Source organism: Pseudomonas sp. C321, from assembly GCF_055407105.1.
Map to the genome: position 1 here is coordinate 420,185 of NZ_JBUZRB010000005.1, position 15,672 is coordinate 435,856.

At 61.2% G+C, this 15,672-nt stretch carries 12 protein-coding genes; 6 read left to right on the top strand and 6 right to left on the bottom strand.

Going from position 1 to position 15,672, the window contains the following annotated elements:
• Window positions 1–183: 183 nt before the first annotated feature.
• Window positions 184–2,343 (top strand): TonB-dependent siderophore receptor, encoded by a 2,160-nt coding sequence (locus ACZRJ6_RS17700; RefSeq protein ID WP_463969303.1) that lies wholly within the window; start codon window positions 184–186, stop codon window positions 2,341–2,343.
• On the opposite strand, the gene ACZRJ6_RS17705 is transcribed toward ACZRJ6_RS17700, so the two are convergent.
• A complete protein-coding gene (locus ACZRJ6_RS17705) occupies window positions 2,333–3,472 on the bottom strand; it encodes an MFS transporter (protein WP_463969302.1) in 1,140 nt (379 codons plus the stop codon). The genes ACZRJ6_RS17700 and ACZRJ6_RS17705 overlap by 11 nt on opposite strands.
• 99 nt (window positions 3,473–3,571) lie before the next feature.
• Between ACZRJ6_RS17705 and ACZRJ6_RS17710 the strand changes: the two genes are divergently transcribed.
• Entirely contained in the window at window positions 3,572–4,336 is a 765-nt protein-coding gene (locus ACZRJ6_RS17710; RefSeq protein WP_463969301.1) for an AraC family transcriptional regulator, read from the top strand.
• 59 nt (window positions 4,337–4,395) lie between these two features.
• Here ACZRJ6_RS17710 and ACZRJ6_RS17715 read toward each other — a convergent pair whose 3' ends face one another.
• From ACZRJ6_RS17715 to ACZRJ6_RS17725, 3 genes are all read right to left on the bottom strand, one after another.
• The gene (locus ACZRJ6_RS17715) at window positions 4,396–5,838 is read right to left on the bottom strand and encodes a mechanosensitive ion channel domain-containing protein (RefSeq protein WP_463969300.1); all 1,443 of its coding nucleotides are present in this window, start codon (window positions 5,836–5,838) and stop codon (window positions 4,396–4,398) included.
• Between the two features lie 211 nt (window positions 5,839–6,049).
• The gene (gene ycaC, locus ACZRJ6_RS17720) at window positions 6,050–6,676 is read right to left on the bottom strand and encodes an isochorismate family cysteine hydrolase YcaC (protein WP_133100476.1); all 627 of its coding nucleotides are present in this window, start codon (window positions 6,674–6,676) and stop codon (window positions 6,050–6,052) included.
• Between the two features lie 135 nt (window positions 6,677–6,811).
• A complete protein-coding gene (locus ACZRJ6_RS17725; RefSeq protein WP_463969299.1) occupies window positions 6,812–7,678 on the bottom strand; it encodes a pirin family protein in 867 nt (288 codons plus the stop codon).
• A 106-nt stretch (window positions 7,679–7,784) separates the two neighbouring features.
• On the opposite strand from ACZRJ6_RS17725, the gene ACZRJ6_RS17730 reads away from it, so the two are divergent.
• On the top strand, window positions 7,785–8,693 hold the full coding sequence (locus ACZRJ6_RS17730; protein WP_463969298.1) for a LysR substrate-binding domain-containing protein: 909 nt from the start codon (window positions 7,785–7,787) through the stop codon (window positions 8,691–8,693).
• Between the two features lie 81 nt (window positions 8,694–8,774).
• Here ACZRJ6_RS17730 and ACZRJ6_RS17735 read toward each other — a convergent pair whose 3' ends face one another.
• Complete coding sequence (locus ACZRJ6_RS17735) at window positions 8,775–10,010, bottom strand: M20/M25/M40 family metallo-hydrolase (RefSeq protein ID WP_463969297.1); 1,236 nt, start codon at window positions 10,008–10,010, stop codon at window positions 8,775–8,777.
• 68 nt (window positions 10,011–10,078) lie between these two features.
• Window positions 10,079–11,137, bottom strand: coding sequence for a diguanylate cyclase (locus ACZRJ6_RS17740; RefSeq protein ID WP_463969296.1), 1,059 nt, complete (start codon window positions 11,135–11,137; stop codon window positions 10,079–10,081).
• Window positions 11,138–11,377: 240 nt separating this feature from the next.
• Between ACZRJ6_RS17740 and ACZRJ6_RS17745 the strand changes: the two genes are divergently transcribed.
• From ACZRJ6_RS17745 to ACZRJ6_RS17755, 3 genes are all read left to right on the top strand, one after another.
• Window positions 11,378–12,766, top strand: a complete 1,389-nt coding sequence (locus ACZRJ6_RS17745; protein WP_463969295.1) for an amidase — start codon at window positions 11,378–11,380, stop codon at window positions 12,764–12,766.
• Between the two features lie 95 nt (window positions 12,767–12,861).
• Window positions 12,862–14,214: a citrate-proton symporter gene (locus ACZRJ6_RS17750; protein ID WP_463969294.1), complete on the top strand. Its 1,353-nt coding sequence runs from the start codon at window positions 12,862–12,864 to the stop codon at window positions 14,212–14,214.
• Window positions 14,215–14,315: 101 nt separating this feature from the next.
• Window positions 14,316–15,662, top strand: a complete 1,347-nt coding sequence (locus tag ACZRJ6_RS17755) for an OprD family outer membrane porin (protein ID WP_463969293.1) — start codon at window positions 14,316–14,318, stop codon at window positions 15,660–15,662.
• Window positions 15,663–15,672 lie beyond the last annotated feature (10 nt).

Sequence of the window (15,672 nt, forward strand, 5' to 3'; positions counted from 1 at the left end):
ACAGAAGACTTGTCTATCGCAGATGCAAGGGCTGGGCGTCGAGGGCTTTGCTGATTGGCGTGGGACCTGAGACGGGATGTCTCAAGGGCTCATCCCAAAGCGAACCATTGTCGAAAACTTGTAAACCAGCGTCGTTATGCCTAGTTTAGGCGCCCTTCGCTCTGCGCTCTCAGGCCTTCCCCCATGGTTTTGCGTTTTCGTCCTGCCGTTACCTCGCGTTTTGCCCTTGATGTGCTCACCCTTGGCCTGCTGCTCAGCGGCGGCATAAGCAGCAGCCTGGCCGCTGAAATAGAGCTGCCAGCGGTAAAAATCCAGGGGCAGGACACGTCCGGCTACCAGAACGACACCGCCTCGGTGGGCGGTTTCGACGAAGCGCCGTTGCTGGACACGCCCTCCTCGATCGCGGTGTTCAACGAATCCTTGATCAAGGATCAGCAGGCGCGCTTGCTCAGCGAAGTGCTGCGCAACGATGCCTCGGTCGGTGAAAGCTATGCGCCCATCGGCTATTACGAAAATTTCGTGGTGCGCGGTTTTTCCCTGAACGCCGCCAGCAGCTACAAAATCAATGGCCGCACCATCACCGGCGAGCAGAACGTCGCCCTGGAAAACAAGCAGCGGGTGGAATTACTCAAGGGTTTGTCGGGCCTGCAAAGCGGGATTTCCGAGCCCAGCGGCGTGATCAACTACGTGACCAAGCGCCCGGAAGATGTGCGTTCGGTGACGGTGTCCACCGATGATCGTGGCAGCGGCTATATCGCTACCGATGTCGGTGGCTGGTTTGGCAGCGAGCAGCAGTTCGGCCTGCGAGCCAACGTCGCCCATGAAGACCTCAACTCCTATGTCGAACACGTCAATGGTCAGCGGGATTTCCTGTCCCTGGCGTTTGACTGGAACATCAGCCCCGACGCGGTGCTGCAACTGGACGCGGAGTATCAAAACAAGGAGCAGCGTTCGGTGCCGGGGTATCAGTTGCTTGGCGGTACCGAAGTGCCCCACGACGCTTCGCCGAAAAAGCTGCTGGGCCATCAGAGCGGCGCCAAGCAGGTGGGCATCGATTCGCTGAACCTCAATGGCAAGTTCGAGTACCGCTTCAGCGATCAGTGGAAAGGCAGTGTCAGCGCGGCCCGCAGCAAGGTGGTGATTGATGATTACAGTTCGTTTGCCTGGGGTGGCGATACTGCCGGCAACGGTAATTACTTCAGCCCGGAAGGCGACTACGGCATCTACGACTTCCGCAGCCCCGATGACACCCGACGCAATGACGAAATCCAGGCGGCAATGACCGGGTTGTTCAACACCGGTGGCCTGGGGCACGAATTGACGTTTGGTAGCAGCGCATTTCGGCGAGTGGTGGATAAACGTGAGCCGATCAATGAGTGGATTGGCACGGGCAACATCAATCAGGAGCCTGAGAACTTCACCCGCTACGACGGCCCACTGAAAGACAGCCACCGCCGCCTCGACAGCCGCCAGTACGGGCTGTTCGTCACCGACCGCATCAGCTTCAACGAGCAATGGCAGACCGTATTGGGCGGCCGTGAAGTGCGCCTCGACGAACAGGCCTACGACAAGGACGGCAACGAGTCCCGCCATACCCAGCAATATGTATTCCTGCCTCAGGCGGCGCTGATCTACAAGCCGATAGAAAACCTGTCGCTGTACACCAGCTACAGCAAGGGCCTGTCCCTGGGTGGCGAAGCACCGTGGTTTGCCCTCAACAGTTTCGAAACCCTCGCCCCAACCGTCTCCCGGCAAATCGAAGCCGGCGTCAAATACGACTGGCGCCGTATCAGCTTCGCCGCCGCCGTTTTCCAGACCCGCCAGGCCTACCAATACGCCAAGCCGGATGCAGCCGGCGACTACACCTACGTCCAACAGGGCGAACAGAAAAATACCGGCCTGGAATTGTCCGCCAACGGCTGGGCCACCTCGCGCTTGCAGATTGCCGCCAGCGTGGCGGCGATTCGCGCCCGCGTCAGCGGCAGTGGCACGCCGGAGTACGAAGACCATCAGGCGATCAACGTGCCCAAGCTGCGGGCCAGCCTCTACGCCGACTACGCCCTGCCCTGGGTTGATGGCCTGGCCGTGCTCGGTGGCGTGCAATACAGCGCCAGCAAGTACGCCAATCGCACCGGGCAAGTTGAGGTGGGGGATTACGCGGTGGTCAATGTCGGCAGCCGCTACAGCACACGCATCGACGGCTATGAAACGGTGTTTCGCCTGAGCGTCGACAACCTGTTCGACAAGCGCTACTGGCGCGACGCGGGCGAGTACATGGGCGATGACTATCTGTTCCAGGGCGCACCGTTGACGGCGCGCTTGAGTGCATCGGTCAACTTTTGATGGCTGTTGCACGGAGGGAAAACCCCAGGCATAACGCCGTCACAGCGCAGGCCACCAGGGTCCACTCCAACGACTGGACCCAGGCCACCACTGTCAACCCGACGCCGATCACCAGGTAATACATCAACCCGAACAGTGCCCCAGCCGTGCCGAGGCGGTCGCGATAAGCAACCAGCGCCGCCCCCAGCACATTGGGAATCGCCATGCCGAAAGCCATCACCACCAGTAACATCGGCAACACAAACAACCAACGGTCTCGCAGTGCCAATACCAGAATACCGCCCAACAGCGCCACCGCACCGGCCGCCAGGACCAACTGCTCACCGCCGACCCCACGCTTGAGCAGCCATTTGTTCAGCCACGCCCCCAGCCCCGAGCCCAACGCCAGGAGGATGCCGCTGTAGCCAAATTGCTCGGCCGACAAACCCAGGCGTTCAAAGATGAATGGCCCCAGGCTGTAGTAGCTGAACAGCGCAATATTGAAGGCCGCTACTAGACAAACCGAACGCCACAACGCCAAGTCCTTGAGCATCAGGCTCAACGTACCCAGCAATGGCACAGTGGGCAACGAGGCCGGACGGGTTTCCGGCAAAGCCCACAGGCACCAGACCCAGAGCGTCAACGCCAGCAGCAGCAAACAACCGAGCATGCCGCGATAACCAAAGTGCTGCACCAGGTTTGCTCCGGCGAACAAACCAATCGCCGGACTGGCCGCCAGGGCAATGCCCATCACCGAAAACACCTGAGCCAGTTCGGCACCATTGAAACGGTCGCGCAGCACGGTTTGGGTGACCACCGAGCCTACCGCCGCGCCAAATGCCGCCAGGGCCTGGGCCACCAGCAGCCCGTTGAACGCTTTGGCACTCAACGCAAGGCATGTGGCACCGACATACAGAGTCAGCCCCGCGAGCATTACCGGACGCCGCCCGAACCGATCACACAGGCGTCCCCAGACCACCACGCCCAGGGCGAACGCCAGAAAGTAGACCGACAAGGTTTGTGCCGCCACATGCGGACCCACGTCAAAGGCCTGGCCGATATCCGAGAGTGCGGGGCTGTAAAGGGTTTGGGCGATTTGCGGAAACATCAGCAATGCCACCGCCAACACCAATAGATTTTTCAGGTTCATCGAAAGGTACTTCCCAGGAAAACAGGGAAGGGATTTTAAAGAGAAGCAAATGGCGTATTATCCGACTTTCGACAACTTACCCATGAAATCGGACAATCTATGGCCTGGCTTGCCGCCAACGCGTCCTTCGACCCCGACAATTTCACGGCACCGGTCATCGGCATCGGTGCCCTGCTCGGCGAGCATGACTCCGGGCTGCACCACCATCAACGCGGCCAGTTGCTGTTCACCCAACAGGGCTGCACGCGTATCACTCTGGCCCATCAAATGTGCCTGCTACCGCCTACCCGTGCGGCATGGATTCCCTGCGGCGTACCTCACCGGGCGGTGATGCAGCAGGCCGTCGACTACCGTTCGGTGTATATAAGCCAGGCGTTGGCCGAGCAGTTGCCAGCGCAGGTACGGGTGATAGAGGTCAGCCCGCTGTTGCGAGCGGTGCTGGAGCCAATGGCGATGGCGGCCTTCGATACCGATTGGGAACAGGGCAAATATGCTCATTTACTGGCGCTGTGTTTGAGCGAGATTGGCGAGGCTGCCGAACAACCCTTGCTCCTGCCCCTGCCCCAGGACAAACGCCTGGCACCATTACTGAAAAACCTTGAGCAGTTGCCGCCAGCACTGCAAACCTTGCAAAGGCAGGTCGGCGCCAGTGGCAAGACCATCGGCCGCATCTTCCTGCGGGAAACCGGCATGGGTTACCAGCAATGGCGTCAACAGTGGCGCCTGATGCGCGCCATCGAGTTGCTCGCCACCGGGCGTAGCATTGCCTACTGCGCCTTTGAACTGGGCTTTGCCAGCGACAGCGTGTTGATCGCCTTCTTCAAGGCCATGACCGGTACCACACCACGGGGCTACTTCAAGTAAGCGCCGCAGCTTCTTACTTGGGCATCTTGCGAAAACCCAGGCTGCTACGCAAAACAGAGTCAGGTGCGGCTGCGCAACCACTGCATAAAGCCCTTCTTCACCGGCACCACAGGGCTTTCCTGAGTCAGGTTCTGCGCTGCGTGCAAGCGGAAATCCAGCAGGTTTTTCATCGCCTCACTGATGTCGTGGCGCGCGTCCAGGCACGGTTTGAGGTATTCCTTTTCAATACGGTACAGGGTGCAGTAGGTCTTGGCGGTGAAGTCCGCCTGCATGGCCTGGCCCGACAATATCCCGCCCTCCCCAATCACTTCGCCCGGCCCCATGCGACCCGCTTCAAACTTGTGCCCGGCCTTGCTCAGGATTACCGAAATAACCCCGGACTCGATGATAAACAGGTGATCGCTGATCTCGCCTTCAGGCAGGATCATGTCGCCGGCGCGGAAGGTTTGCAGGGTCATGTTCTGGCTGAAGGTTTCTTTCTCTTCCTGGCGCAGGGTAGAGAAAATGTTCGAGTTTTCCAGCAGCGCCCGTGCCCGAGAAGTGTGAGCAGGCGTGGCGCTTTCGGCGGATGACAGCAAGCTCACCCCCGCCGCCTGCAAGTGCCGATAAGCCAGGTCGTAGAGCTGGTTGCGCACCTCGCGCTTGAGGGTCATGGCGGGTACGAAGCCGCTGATCTCATACTCCACGCCACCGCTGGCGGAGGTCTTGAAGGCGACACTGGGTGCAGGTTTGGCCAGCAGCGGCCGGCAGCCTTGCATGGCCCGCTCCAGGGCATCAAGGACGGTTTGTGGTCGCGCATGGGGGCTGACTTGCAGGCTCACCGCCAGGCCGAACATGTCTGCCGGGCGCGAGAAATTAATGATCTTGGCCTTGGCCGCCAGCGAGTTGGGAATCACCGCCATGCTGCCCTGGGAGGTTTGCAGGCGCGTGGCGCGCCAGTCGATATCGGTGACCCGGCCTTCGGTGCCGTCGATAGAGATCCAGTCATCAAGCTGATAAGGCTTGGTGGTATTGAGCACAATCCCGGAAAACACGTCGCTCAAGGTACTTTGCAACGCCAGGCCGACGATGATCGCCACGGCTCCGGAGGTGGCCAGCACGCCCTTGACCGGCAGGTCGAGCACGTAGGCCATGGCGGCGATGATGGCGATCAGGAAAATCACCGCGCCCATCAGGTCCTGCAACAACCGCCCGGTGTGGCCGACCCGTTGCATCATCAGCGCACCGAGCAACACCGTGAGGGTGCGCGCGGCAAACAACCACCAGCCGATCTGCAAGGCCGTGGCAGCCAAGTGCAAGGGCGTGTTGTCGGCATAGGGCGCGATCAGCATCGGGTTCATGCCGTCGTTGAACAGCACGGCGCTGAATACGGCAAAGATCACCAGGCGTGCCACCAACTTCCAGTTGCCGGGGTTGACGGAGAAAAGGCGCCAGACGGCGATGTCGATGAGGATCAACACCACGGCGCAGAGCATCGGGTGATCGGAGATAAATGAGAGCATCCAGGCGACTCCAGGGCGAATGGGGTGAAGATCGCATGAAAAGCGGATGGCGGGTATAGGGCCAGAATGCAAATACCCGCAACGCTGCAAAACAGTGTGGTTTGCCCGCGATGCGGTCACTGCATAGGTATGGCTGGCGGACTCCCTGTGGCGAGCGGGTTTGCCCGCTCGCCACAGTAAGCCCTGCCCACATGAGAGCGGCAGTGTTGTTTTATTTGGCGCCAGTCAACGCGTTGTAGCTGGTAAACAGGTTGCGATAGTCCGGGATGTGGTTGGCGAACAAAGCCCCCAAACCTTCCACATCGTTGCGCCAGTCGCGATGCAGCTCACAGGCCAGGCCGAACCAGGTCATCAGTTGCGCGCCGTTGGCCGACATGCGGTCCCAGGCCGAATGACGGGTGATCTCGTTGAAGGTGCCGGACGCATCCGTCACCACAAACACCTCAAAACCTTCCGCCAGGGCCGACAGCGCCGGGAATGCCACGCACACTTCCGTCACCACGCCCGCAATGATCAGCTGTTTCTTGCCGGTGGCCTTGATCGCCTTGACGAAGTCTTCGTTGTCCCAGGCATTGATCTGGCCTGGGCGGGCGATGTACGGCGCGTCCGGGAACAGCGCCTTGAGTTCCGGCACCAGCGGGCCGTTGGGGCCGGTTTCGAAGCTGGTGGTGAGGATGGTCGGCAAGTTGAAGTACTTGGCCAGGTCGGCCAGGGCCAACACGTTGTTCTTGAATTTGTCCGGTTCGATGTCACGCACCAGGGACAGCAGGCCAGCCTGATGATCAACCAGCAGAACGGCGGCGTTGTCCTTGTCGAGACGTTTGTAGGCTGTAGTCATGGGGTAGTCCTCGTTTCAGTGGTTATGCCGAGTCGGTTCGGCGTGGGTGAATCGGGTGCAGCCGGGCGCCGCCCACCAAAAGGTCGGCGCACGCAAAATTAAGGAGTAAAGGCCATCCATGGCCCCGGCGAACGCTTATCCGTGCATCTGGCCGAACTGACCGGACTGGAAGTCGGCGAAGGCCTGGTGGATTTCCTGCTCGGTGTTCATTACGAACGGACCGTGGCCGACGATAGGCTCGTCGATAGGCTCGCCGCTGAGCAGCAGGACCATGGCGTCGTTGTTGGACTCCAGGCTGATCTGATCGCCATCGCGTTCAAACAGCGCCAATTGCCCTTCGCGCACCAGTTCCGAACCGTTGACCTGCACCGTGCCCTTGAGCACTACCAGGGCCGTGTTGCGTCCGGCGTGCAGGTCCAGGGTCACGGCCTTGCCGGCGTTGAGTCGCACATCCCACACGTCAATCGGCGTGAAGGTGCGCGCCGGGCCTTGAGTACCGGCGAACTCACCGGCAATCAAGCGCAGGCTACCGGCACCATCGGCCAGGGGCAGCGACGGGATATCGCCGTCGAGGATGGTCTGGTAACCGGCGTCGGCCATTTTGTCCTTGGCCGGCAGGTTGACCCACAACTGAACCATCTCCAGCGCGCCGCCACTGCGGGCGAAGGCCTCGGAATGGAACTCCTCGTGGAGAATCCCCTTGGCGGCCGTCATCCATTGCACATCGCCCGGGCCGATTTTGCCGCCGGCGCCGGTGGAATCCCGGTGCTCGACTTCGCCCTTGTAGACGATGGTCACGGTTTCAAAACCGCGATGAGGGTGCTGGCCTACGCCGCGACGTTGTTCGGTGGGGGTGAAATCGGCAGGGCCGGCGTGGTCCAGCAACAGGAACGGGCTGATGTGCTTGCCCATGGTGTCGTAGGAAAACAGGGTGCGAACCGGAAAGCCGTCGCCCACCCAATGGCCTCGTGGGCTGGTGTAGATACCGATGATATTTTTCATGGTGTGTCTCCAAATGGGTGAAAGCAGTTCATGGACACACCTTAAATCCGTTACCTTTTCAGCACTAGACAGCAAAAATGACCCTTAGCGTTCTATTTGGAGAACGATGGTGGAAGACCTCAACACCCTCTATTACTTCACCCAGGTGGTTGAACACCGTGGTTTTGCAGCGGCAGGCCGGGCGCTGGACATGCCCAAGTCCAAGCTCAGCCGACGTATTTCGGAGCTGGAAGAGCGCCTGGGTGTGCGCTTGATCAACCGCTCCAGCCGCCATTGTTCCCTCACCGAGATCGGCCAGGCCTATTACCAGCGCTGCCTGGCGATGCGTGTGGAAGCCGAAAGCGCCGCCGAAGTGATCGAGCGCAACCGTTCCGAACCCCAGGGTATCGTGCGTTTGAGCTGCCCCACCGCCCTGCTCAACTCCTGGGTCGGGCCAATGCTGACTCGCTACATGCTCAAGTACCCGCTGGTGGAATTGCATATCGAGAGCACCAACCGGCGGGTCGATGTGATCCACGAAGGCGTTGATGTCGCCCTGCGCATCCGCTTCCCGCCACTGGAAAACACCGACCTGGTGATGAAGGTGTTGGGCAACAGTACCCAGTGCCTGGTGGGCAGCCCGCTGTTTGTGTCACACCTGTCGAACCCACCGCTGCCGGCCGACCTCAATGGCTTGCCGAGCCTGCATTGGGGCTCGGCGCAGCGGGAGTATCAGTGGGAGTTGTTTGGTGAGAACGGCGCCAGTGCGGTGATCCGGCATTTCCCGCGAATGATCACCGATGACCTGCTCGCCCTGCGGCATGCGGCGTGCTGTGGTGTCGGCGTGGCGCACCTGCCCAGCGTGGTGGTGCGCGAAGACATCGCGGCGGGCCGCTTGGTGAGCCTGATTCCCGGCTGGTCGCCGAGAACCGGGATCGTCCATGCAATCTTCCCGTCACGCCGGGGCTTGTTGCCGTCGGTGCGCACCTTGATCGATTTTCTTGGCGAAGCGTTTGCGCAAAGCGATATGGCGTAGATAGGTATCCACCTCTATGACGGTCAACGCTCGCGAAGCTAATGACGAGTATCAAAGATGAGCCAGTACTTATTCTTCATATCAGCGCTTGGAAAGCTCCATGATCATCCGGCTCAACAGGTAAATCCGTGGCGCCACGCTCTCCACTTCGGCATATTCCTCTGAAGTGTGGATATTGCCCCCAACAATCCCGAAACCATCCAGTGTCGGCGTACCCACGCCTGCCGACAGGCTGGCATCCGCCGCGCCGCCGCTGCCTTCGATGGTCAGCTTGCGGCCCAGTTCGCCATAGATCCCCTGGGCGATGGCCACCAACTTGTCCGACTCCGGCGTTTGCGGCATCGGCGGCAAGCCGCGTTGCAGGGTGGTTTTAACTTCGGTTTCCGGGATCAGTTTATTGGCCGAAACCCGCGCCAGATCCTTCTCGATGCGATCAAACTCTTCCGGTAACGCCGCTCGCACGTCAGCCTTGGCGATGGCCTGATCGGGGATCACGTTGGTGCGGTCGCCAGCCTTGAGCACGGTGAAGTTGATAGTGGTCTTCTTCTCCTCGTCCCCCAGCTTGCCCAGTTGCAGGATCTGGTGCGCCACTTCCATCGCCGCGTTGCGACCCAGTTCCGGCGCGACACCGGCGTGAGCGGCCTTGCCCTTGACCTCAACCACGGCGGTGGCGCTGCCCTTGCGCCAAACCACCAGCCCATCGGCCGGGCGACCCGGTTCCAGGTTGAGGGTGACGTCATGGGCCTTGGCGGTTTTTTTGATCAGATCGGTGGCGGCTTCGGAGCCGGTTTCTTCGCTGGCGTCCAGCAGGAAGGTGATCTGCGCGTAGTCCTTGAAGTTCTGGTTTTTCAGCACTTTCAAGGCATAGATCCCGGCAACGATGCCGCCCTTGTCGTCCATCACCCCTGGACCGTAGGCGCGGCCATCCTTGATATGAAACGGCCGCTCGGCCGCCGAACCTTCCTTGAACACGGTGTCCATGTGCGCCATCAGCAGGATTTTCGCTTTGCCGGTGCCCTTGAGGGTGGCGATCACATGGCTGTTGTTGGCGGCGGCATCCGGCACCAGCTCGATGCTGAAACCGAGTTGCTTCAGCTCATCGACGGCGATGTCCCGCACTTGGGTCAGGCCGGGCTCGTAGCCGGAACCCGAATCGATATTCACCAGGCGCTCCAGCAGTTTCAGGGCATCGGCCTTGTACTGTTCGGCATCGGTCTGGATCAGTTTGTGAGGTTCGGCGCTGAAGGCCGGCATTGCCAAGCCAAAAGACAGCGCCAGGGTGGCGGCCAGTAAGGTGCGGTGAAAATTGAAGGTCATGAACCGATCCTTGTTTTTGTTGGAAGGTAGCGCCACACCCTACCTGACAAAAACCGGTTTGTTGATCCTCAAACCGACCTCAGCCAACTCCCCTGCACTGCACTGACCCGATTGCGCCCGCTGCTCTTGGCCTCGTACAACGCCTGGTCGGCATCGTTGAGCCAACTGGTGGCATCGTCGTGAGACGGTTGATACGGCGCCAGGCCGATGCTCAGGCTGGCGCGCAAAGTCGGGTCCTGGGCGTAGCCGAGGGAACTGAAGCGGTCGCGCAAGGCCTCCATCACTTCGGTGGCGCGGCCCAGGGGCATGTCCGGCAGAATCACGCAAAACTCATCGCCGCCATAACGCCCGGCCAGGTCAGTGGCCCGCAGGTTCTGGCGCAGCACTTTGCTCAACTGGCGCAGCACAATATCGCCGGTGACATGGCCGTAGGTGTCATTGATGACCTTGAAGTGGTCGATGTCGATCAAGGCGATGGCGGCGCCCTGCTGCTCTTCGCGGCAGCGTTGGAACTCGATTTCAAGGTGGTCTTTCCAGGCACCGTGATTGAGCAAACCGGACAGGCTGTCAGTGCGACTCAGGGCCAGAAACTCGCGTTTGTGCTGGGCCAGGGTGATGGCCTGGCGGTAACAAATCCAACCCAGGGCCAGGGGATAGATCATCAGGATCGGCAGGCAGGCGTAGAGCTGGGTTTCGCTGGTCAAGGCGATGAATGTCGGGGTGAATATCAACATCGACACGCCTATCCCCAGCGCCTGGGCCAGCCAACCGATGAGCATGAACCGTGGGCCGCCGATGGCGACGTTGTTCATGGTCATCATCGACAAGGTGGTGACACTGGGCAGCGGATTGAACTGCATGGCAGCGACCCAGAAACCACCGCAAAACGAATCGAACAGCAGGTTACGGTGCTCGCTACGCAGGGAGTTTTTGGCGCGGCGCGACCATTGGTAAGCCAGGTGCGGCCAGACAAAGGCGTTGATGATCATCCAGGCCCAGACCCAGTTGGGTGGGGCCAATGGATACATGCCGGCAACCACGCAGATAAACCCGAGGCTCAGCCCAAGGCCGCGGGATTTGTACAGGCGTTTGGCGAGCGGAAGTCCTTTTCCTCCTGTAGCTGGCATGGTCTCGTTGATCCTGAATGAATGCAGGAAGTCTATCAGGGCAACGGCCAATAGCCACTACCGCTCAGAGGGTTAATCGCCACTGAGATAGGCGCGCCAACTTGCTTGCGCCACCCCGAGTGCACACAAAAGCGCAACACCGCCCTGCCTCGTTTGTGATGGCCGATCCCCCAAAGGGTTTATATAGTCCAGACCAATAACCACCCGCCATGAGCCCAGGCCCATCCAAGGAAGCGCTCGATGACTGATCTGCACACCCTCACGGCCGCGCAACTGCTGGAGCAATTTGCCAGCCGGCAACTGTCCCCCATCGACTACTACGACCACCTGCTGGCCCATATCGACCGCTGGGAACCAAAAATCCGCGCCCTCTACGCCTTCGACCCGGGCCAGGTCCGCCAGCAAGCCCAAGCCTCCACCGAGCGCTGGAACAAAGGCCAACCCAATGGCGTACTCGACGGCGTCCCCGTCACCGTCAAGGAACTGATCGCCACAAAAGGCACCTCGATCCCCCTCGGCAGCGCCGCCACCCGCCTCACGCCGGCCTTGAACGATGCCCCTCCTGCCGCACGAATGCGCGAAGCCGGCGCCATCATTCTCGCTAAAACCACCGCCCCCGATTTCGGCATGCTCTCCTCCGGTCTGTCGAGTTTCCACGGCATCACCCGCAACCCGTGGAACATCGCCAACAACACCGGCGGTTCCAGCTCCGGCGCCGCCGCTGCCGCCGCTGCCGGTTACGGCCCGCTGCACATCGGTACCGACATCGGCGGCTCGGTGCGACTGCCCGCCGCCTGGTGTGGCCTGGTGGGTTTCAAACCGACGCTGGGACGAATCCCCATCGACCCGTACTACACCGGCCGCACCGCCGGCCCCATGACCCGCACGGTCGACGACTGCGTATTGATGATGCAGCACCTGGCCCGCCCCGATGCCCGCGACGCCACCAGCCTGCCGCCACTCACCACCGAGTGGAGCAACCAGCCGCTGTCGGTCAAGGGCCTGCGCGTCGGTTTGATGCTCGAACCCGGTGCCGGTCTGCAACCGGAGGGGTTTGTCTGCGAGGCGGTCGAGCAAGCCGCACGGTTGTTCGAGGCCCATGGCGCCAAGGTCACGCTGATCCCTCCGATCATGGACCGTGCGCAACTCGACGGCCTCGACCACTTCTGGCGCGCCCGGCAATGGGGCGACTTGTCGGCCTTGAGCAGCGAGCAGTTCGACAAAGTCTTGCCCTATATCCGCGACTGGGCCGCACCGGGCGCCGACATCACGGGCGTGCAAGCCGTGCAGGGCTTCAATCAGACGTTCGAAATGCGCCGTCGCGCAGCGCAAGCATTCAGCGATCTGGACCTGATCCTCTCGCCCACCAACCAGGTCAACGCCTTCCCCGCCGAGTGGCCGTCACCGAGCAATGACCCGCAACAACCGTTCGAGCACATCGTCTTCACCGTGCCGTGGAACATGGGCGAACAACCGGCGCTGTCGATCAACTGCGGTTTCGCCGCCGACGGCATGCCCATCGGTTTGCAAATGATCGCACCGCGCTTCGCCGATATCTGGCTACTGCAAATCGCTAAAACCTATGAGAGCTGGCGTGGCGCAATCCACCACTGGCCGAACCCGTCCTGACTTTAATGCTGTAACTGAACTGCCCACCCACACGCCTGTTCCTCGGCCACCCGGCCGGGGTCTGGACGACTTATAACTAAAATCGAGGGGCTGGTATGCACACTGAACAATTGACCCGATCCGACCCGGATCAGACACCCGAAATACCGTCCCCGGACGCTGGCAAAAAGAGCATCTTTGCCGTGGTGCTGGGCAACGCGGTGGAGTTTTTCGACTTTGGTGTGTACGCGACTTTCGCGGTGATGATCGGCCACACGTTTTTCCCCTCCGACAGCGCTTTCGTCAGCTTGATGCTGTCGGTCACAGCCTTCGGCATCGGCTTTATCGTCCGGCCGTTGGGCGCCGTGCTGATTGGCGCCTACGCCGACCGTGTCGGGCGCAAACCGGCGATGTTGCTGACCCTGGTGATGATGGCTGTGGGCACCGGCAGTATTGCGATCTTGCCCGGCTACGAGACCATTGGCATCGCCGCGCCGATCCTGCTGGTGGTCACCCGCATGATCCAGGGCCTGGCCTGGGGCGGTGAAGCCGGCCCCGCCACCACTTACATCCTGGAAGCCGCACCGCCACACAAGCGCGGCACTTATGCCTGTTGGCAAGTGGTCGCCCAAGGCGTCGCGGCGATGGCTGCAGGCCTGGTGGGCTACACCCTGACCAAAGTCATGTCGCCCGAAGACCTCAACAGCTGGGGTTGGCGCGTGCCGTTCGTGTTCGGTCTGCTGGTGTTGCCCATCGGCATCTACATCCGCCGCAACCTGGCAGAAACCTTCCACGGCCACGGCGAGCAGACCAGCACCGGCGAGCTGGTGCGGGAAGTCTGCGGCAAACATCGGCGGGCGCTGGTGCTGGGCTTGCTGATCCTCTCCGGCAGCACCATTACCCAGTACTTCCTCAACTATATGACCACCTTCGCCCTCACCGAACTGAAGTTGCCCACCAGCATTTCCATGCTCTCCACCCTGGTGGCCGGGGCGGCGATGGCGGTGTGCGCAATCGCCGGCGGTATGCTCTGCGACCGCTTCGGCCGCCGCGTGATTCTGATGACGCCACGGGTGGTGTTGCTGCTGATCCTGTTCCCCGCGCTGCAACTGATGACCGAACACCCCAGCCCTTCGACCTTCCTCATCACCCTGGCTGTACTGTCGGGCCTGCATGGCATGAGCGGCGCGGCGTTGATCGTGTTGCTGGTGGAGAGCTTTCCCAAGTCGGTACGCTCCACCGGTTTCTCCATCGTCTACGCCTTCGGCGTGGCGGCGTTTGGCGGCACCGCGCAGATCATTATCACCTGGCTGATCGGCACCACCGGTGACCCGATGTCGCCGGTCTGGTACTTACTTATCGCCAACGTGGTGTGCCTGACCGCCGCCTGGTTTGCCAAGGAAACCCGGCCATCGCTGCCTGGCCAACCGGCCCGCGAAACCCGGCTCGCAGAAGCCCCGGTTCGCTGATACCGCTTCCCACTGTCCCGCGTCTTTTCGCCACTGACCGGTCGAGCCCATGGGTTTGGCCGGGACGGTCGCCTTACGTCTTATTTGTGTGGGGATTCACCATGTATCCACGTCTTTTGCTGGCCGTCACCCTGGCCACAAGCACTCAGGCTTTTGCTCAAGAGAATGCCCAGGCCAGCGCGCCCGGTTTTCTTGAAGGCAGCACCCTGGACCTGAACCTGCGCCACTACTACTCCAACCAGCACACAAAGCGCACCACCCACCTGAGCATCAAGAAACCCAGCGGCATCGAGCCGACCCGCGTGCGGGAGACCTGGGTGCAGACCAGCATGCTCAAGTACAGCTCCGGCTACACCCAGGGCCTGATTGGCGTCGGCGTGGACGTGGGCGTATTCAGCGCAGTCAACCTGGAACGCGGCCATGGCAAGGTGGCCAATGGTGGCGACCGCGTGCTGGTGGACAGCGACGGCGACGCCATCCCGACCTGGAGCCGGCTGGGGGTGGGCGATGTGCGCTTTCGGCTGTCCAGCACCGAACTCAAGGCCGGCCGCCTGATGACCGACAACCCAATCCTGCGCTACAAGGACAACCGCGCCCTGCCCTCCAGCTTCCAGGGCGTGGGGCTGTACAGCAACGAACTGGATTGGCTGTCGATTCAAGGCGGCAGTTTCGACCGGGCGATCCCCCGCACCGGCACCGGTGCCGAACGCCTGACCACCACCTTCGGTAACCGCGCCTACAGCGGTGCGCGCATCAGCTACCTGGGCGCCACGATCAAGCCGGGCTATGGCCTGGAAGCCAGCCTCTACGGCTCGCGCTTCGAAGACATGTGGGACCAATACTATGTCGGCCTGACTCACCGCATCGGCGACAGATCCGACCTGGCCCTGAAGACCGCCTTCAACTACTACCACACCCGCGATTCTGGCGAGCAACGCCTGGGCTACATCGACAACAACGCCGCCAGCCTGGCCGTCACCGCCACCCACCAGGCCCATAGCCTGACCCTGGCCTGGCAGCAGGTGTTCGGCAACGAGTACTTCGACTACGTGTGGGAATCCACTGGCAACTACATGGCCAACTCGCTGTACTCGGACTACAACGGCCCCAACGAAAAATCCTGGCAACTGCGTTACGACATCGACCTGGCGGCCTACGGTGTTCCCGGCCTGACTGCCAGCCTGTGGCACGCCAAGGGCTGGGGCATCGACGGTACTCACTACGACGGCGACCGCAACGGCCACAACACCGGCTACAACGTGCGCGGCCTGGACAATGCCAAGCACAACGAAAACGGTCTGATGCTGGCCTATGTGGTGCAGTCCGGAAAACTGAAAAACGCCGTGCTGCGCACCATCGTCTACAACCACCGCGCCAGTGGTGGACAGATTGATGGCAGTTACGATGAATTCCGGATTGTCGGCAACTTCCCGATCAACCTGTTCTAAGTCGAGCCCG

Coding starts and splice junctions, on each gene's coding strand:
- ACZRJ6_RS17740 (WP_463969296.1), bottom strand. CDS start 11,137: ATGCCAGCTACAGGAGGAAAAGGACTTCCGCTCGCCAAACGCCTGTAC.
- ACZRJ6_RS17705 (WP_463969302.1), bottom strand. CDS start 3,472: ATGAACCTGAAAAATCTATTGGTGTTGGCGGTGGCATTGCTGATGTTT.
- ACZRJ6_RS17750 (WP_463969294.1), top strand. CDS start 12,862: ATGCACACTGAACAATTGACCCGATCCGACCCGGATCAGACACCCGAA.
- ACZRJ6_RS17700 (WP_463969303.1), top strand. CDS start 184: ATGGTTTTGCGTTTTCGTCCTGCCGTTACCTCGCGTTTTGCCCTTGAT.
- ACZRJ6_RS17725 (WP_463969299.1), bottom strand. CDS start 7,678: ATGAAAAATATCATCGGTATCTACACCAGCCCACGAGGCCATTGGGTG.
- ACZRJ6_RS17710 (WP_463969301.1), top strand. CDS start 3,572: ATGGCCTGGCTTGCCGCCAACGCGTCCTTCGACCCCGACAATTTCACG.
- ACZRJ6_RS17745 (WP_463969295.1), top strand. CDS start 11,378: ATGACTGATCTGCACACCCTCACGGCCGCGCAACTGCTGGAGCAATTT.
- ACZRJ6_RS17715 (WP_463969300.1), bottom strand. CDS start 5,838: ATGCTCTCATTTATCTCCGATCACCCGATGCTCTGCGCCGTGGTGTTG.
- ACZRJ6_RS17735 (WP_463969297.1), bottom strand. CDS start 10,010: ATGACCTTCAATTTTCACCGCACCTTACTGGCCGCCACCCTGGCGCTG.
- ACZRJ6_RS17755 (WP_463969293.1), top strand. CDS start 14,316: ATGTATCCACGTCTTTTGCTGGCCGTCACCCTGGCCACAAGCACTCAG.
- ycaC (WP_133100476.1), bottom strand. CDS start 6,676: ATGACTACAGCCTACAAACGTCTCGACAAGGACAACGCCGCCGTTCTG.
- ACZRJ6_RS17730 (WP_463969298.1), top strand. CDS start 7,785: ATGGTGGAAGACCTCAACACCCTCTATTACTTCACCCAGGTGGTTGAA.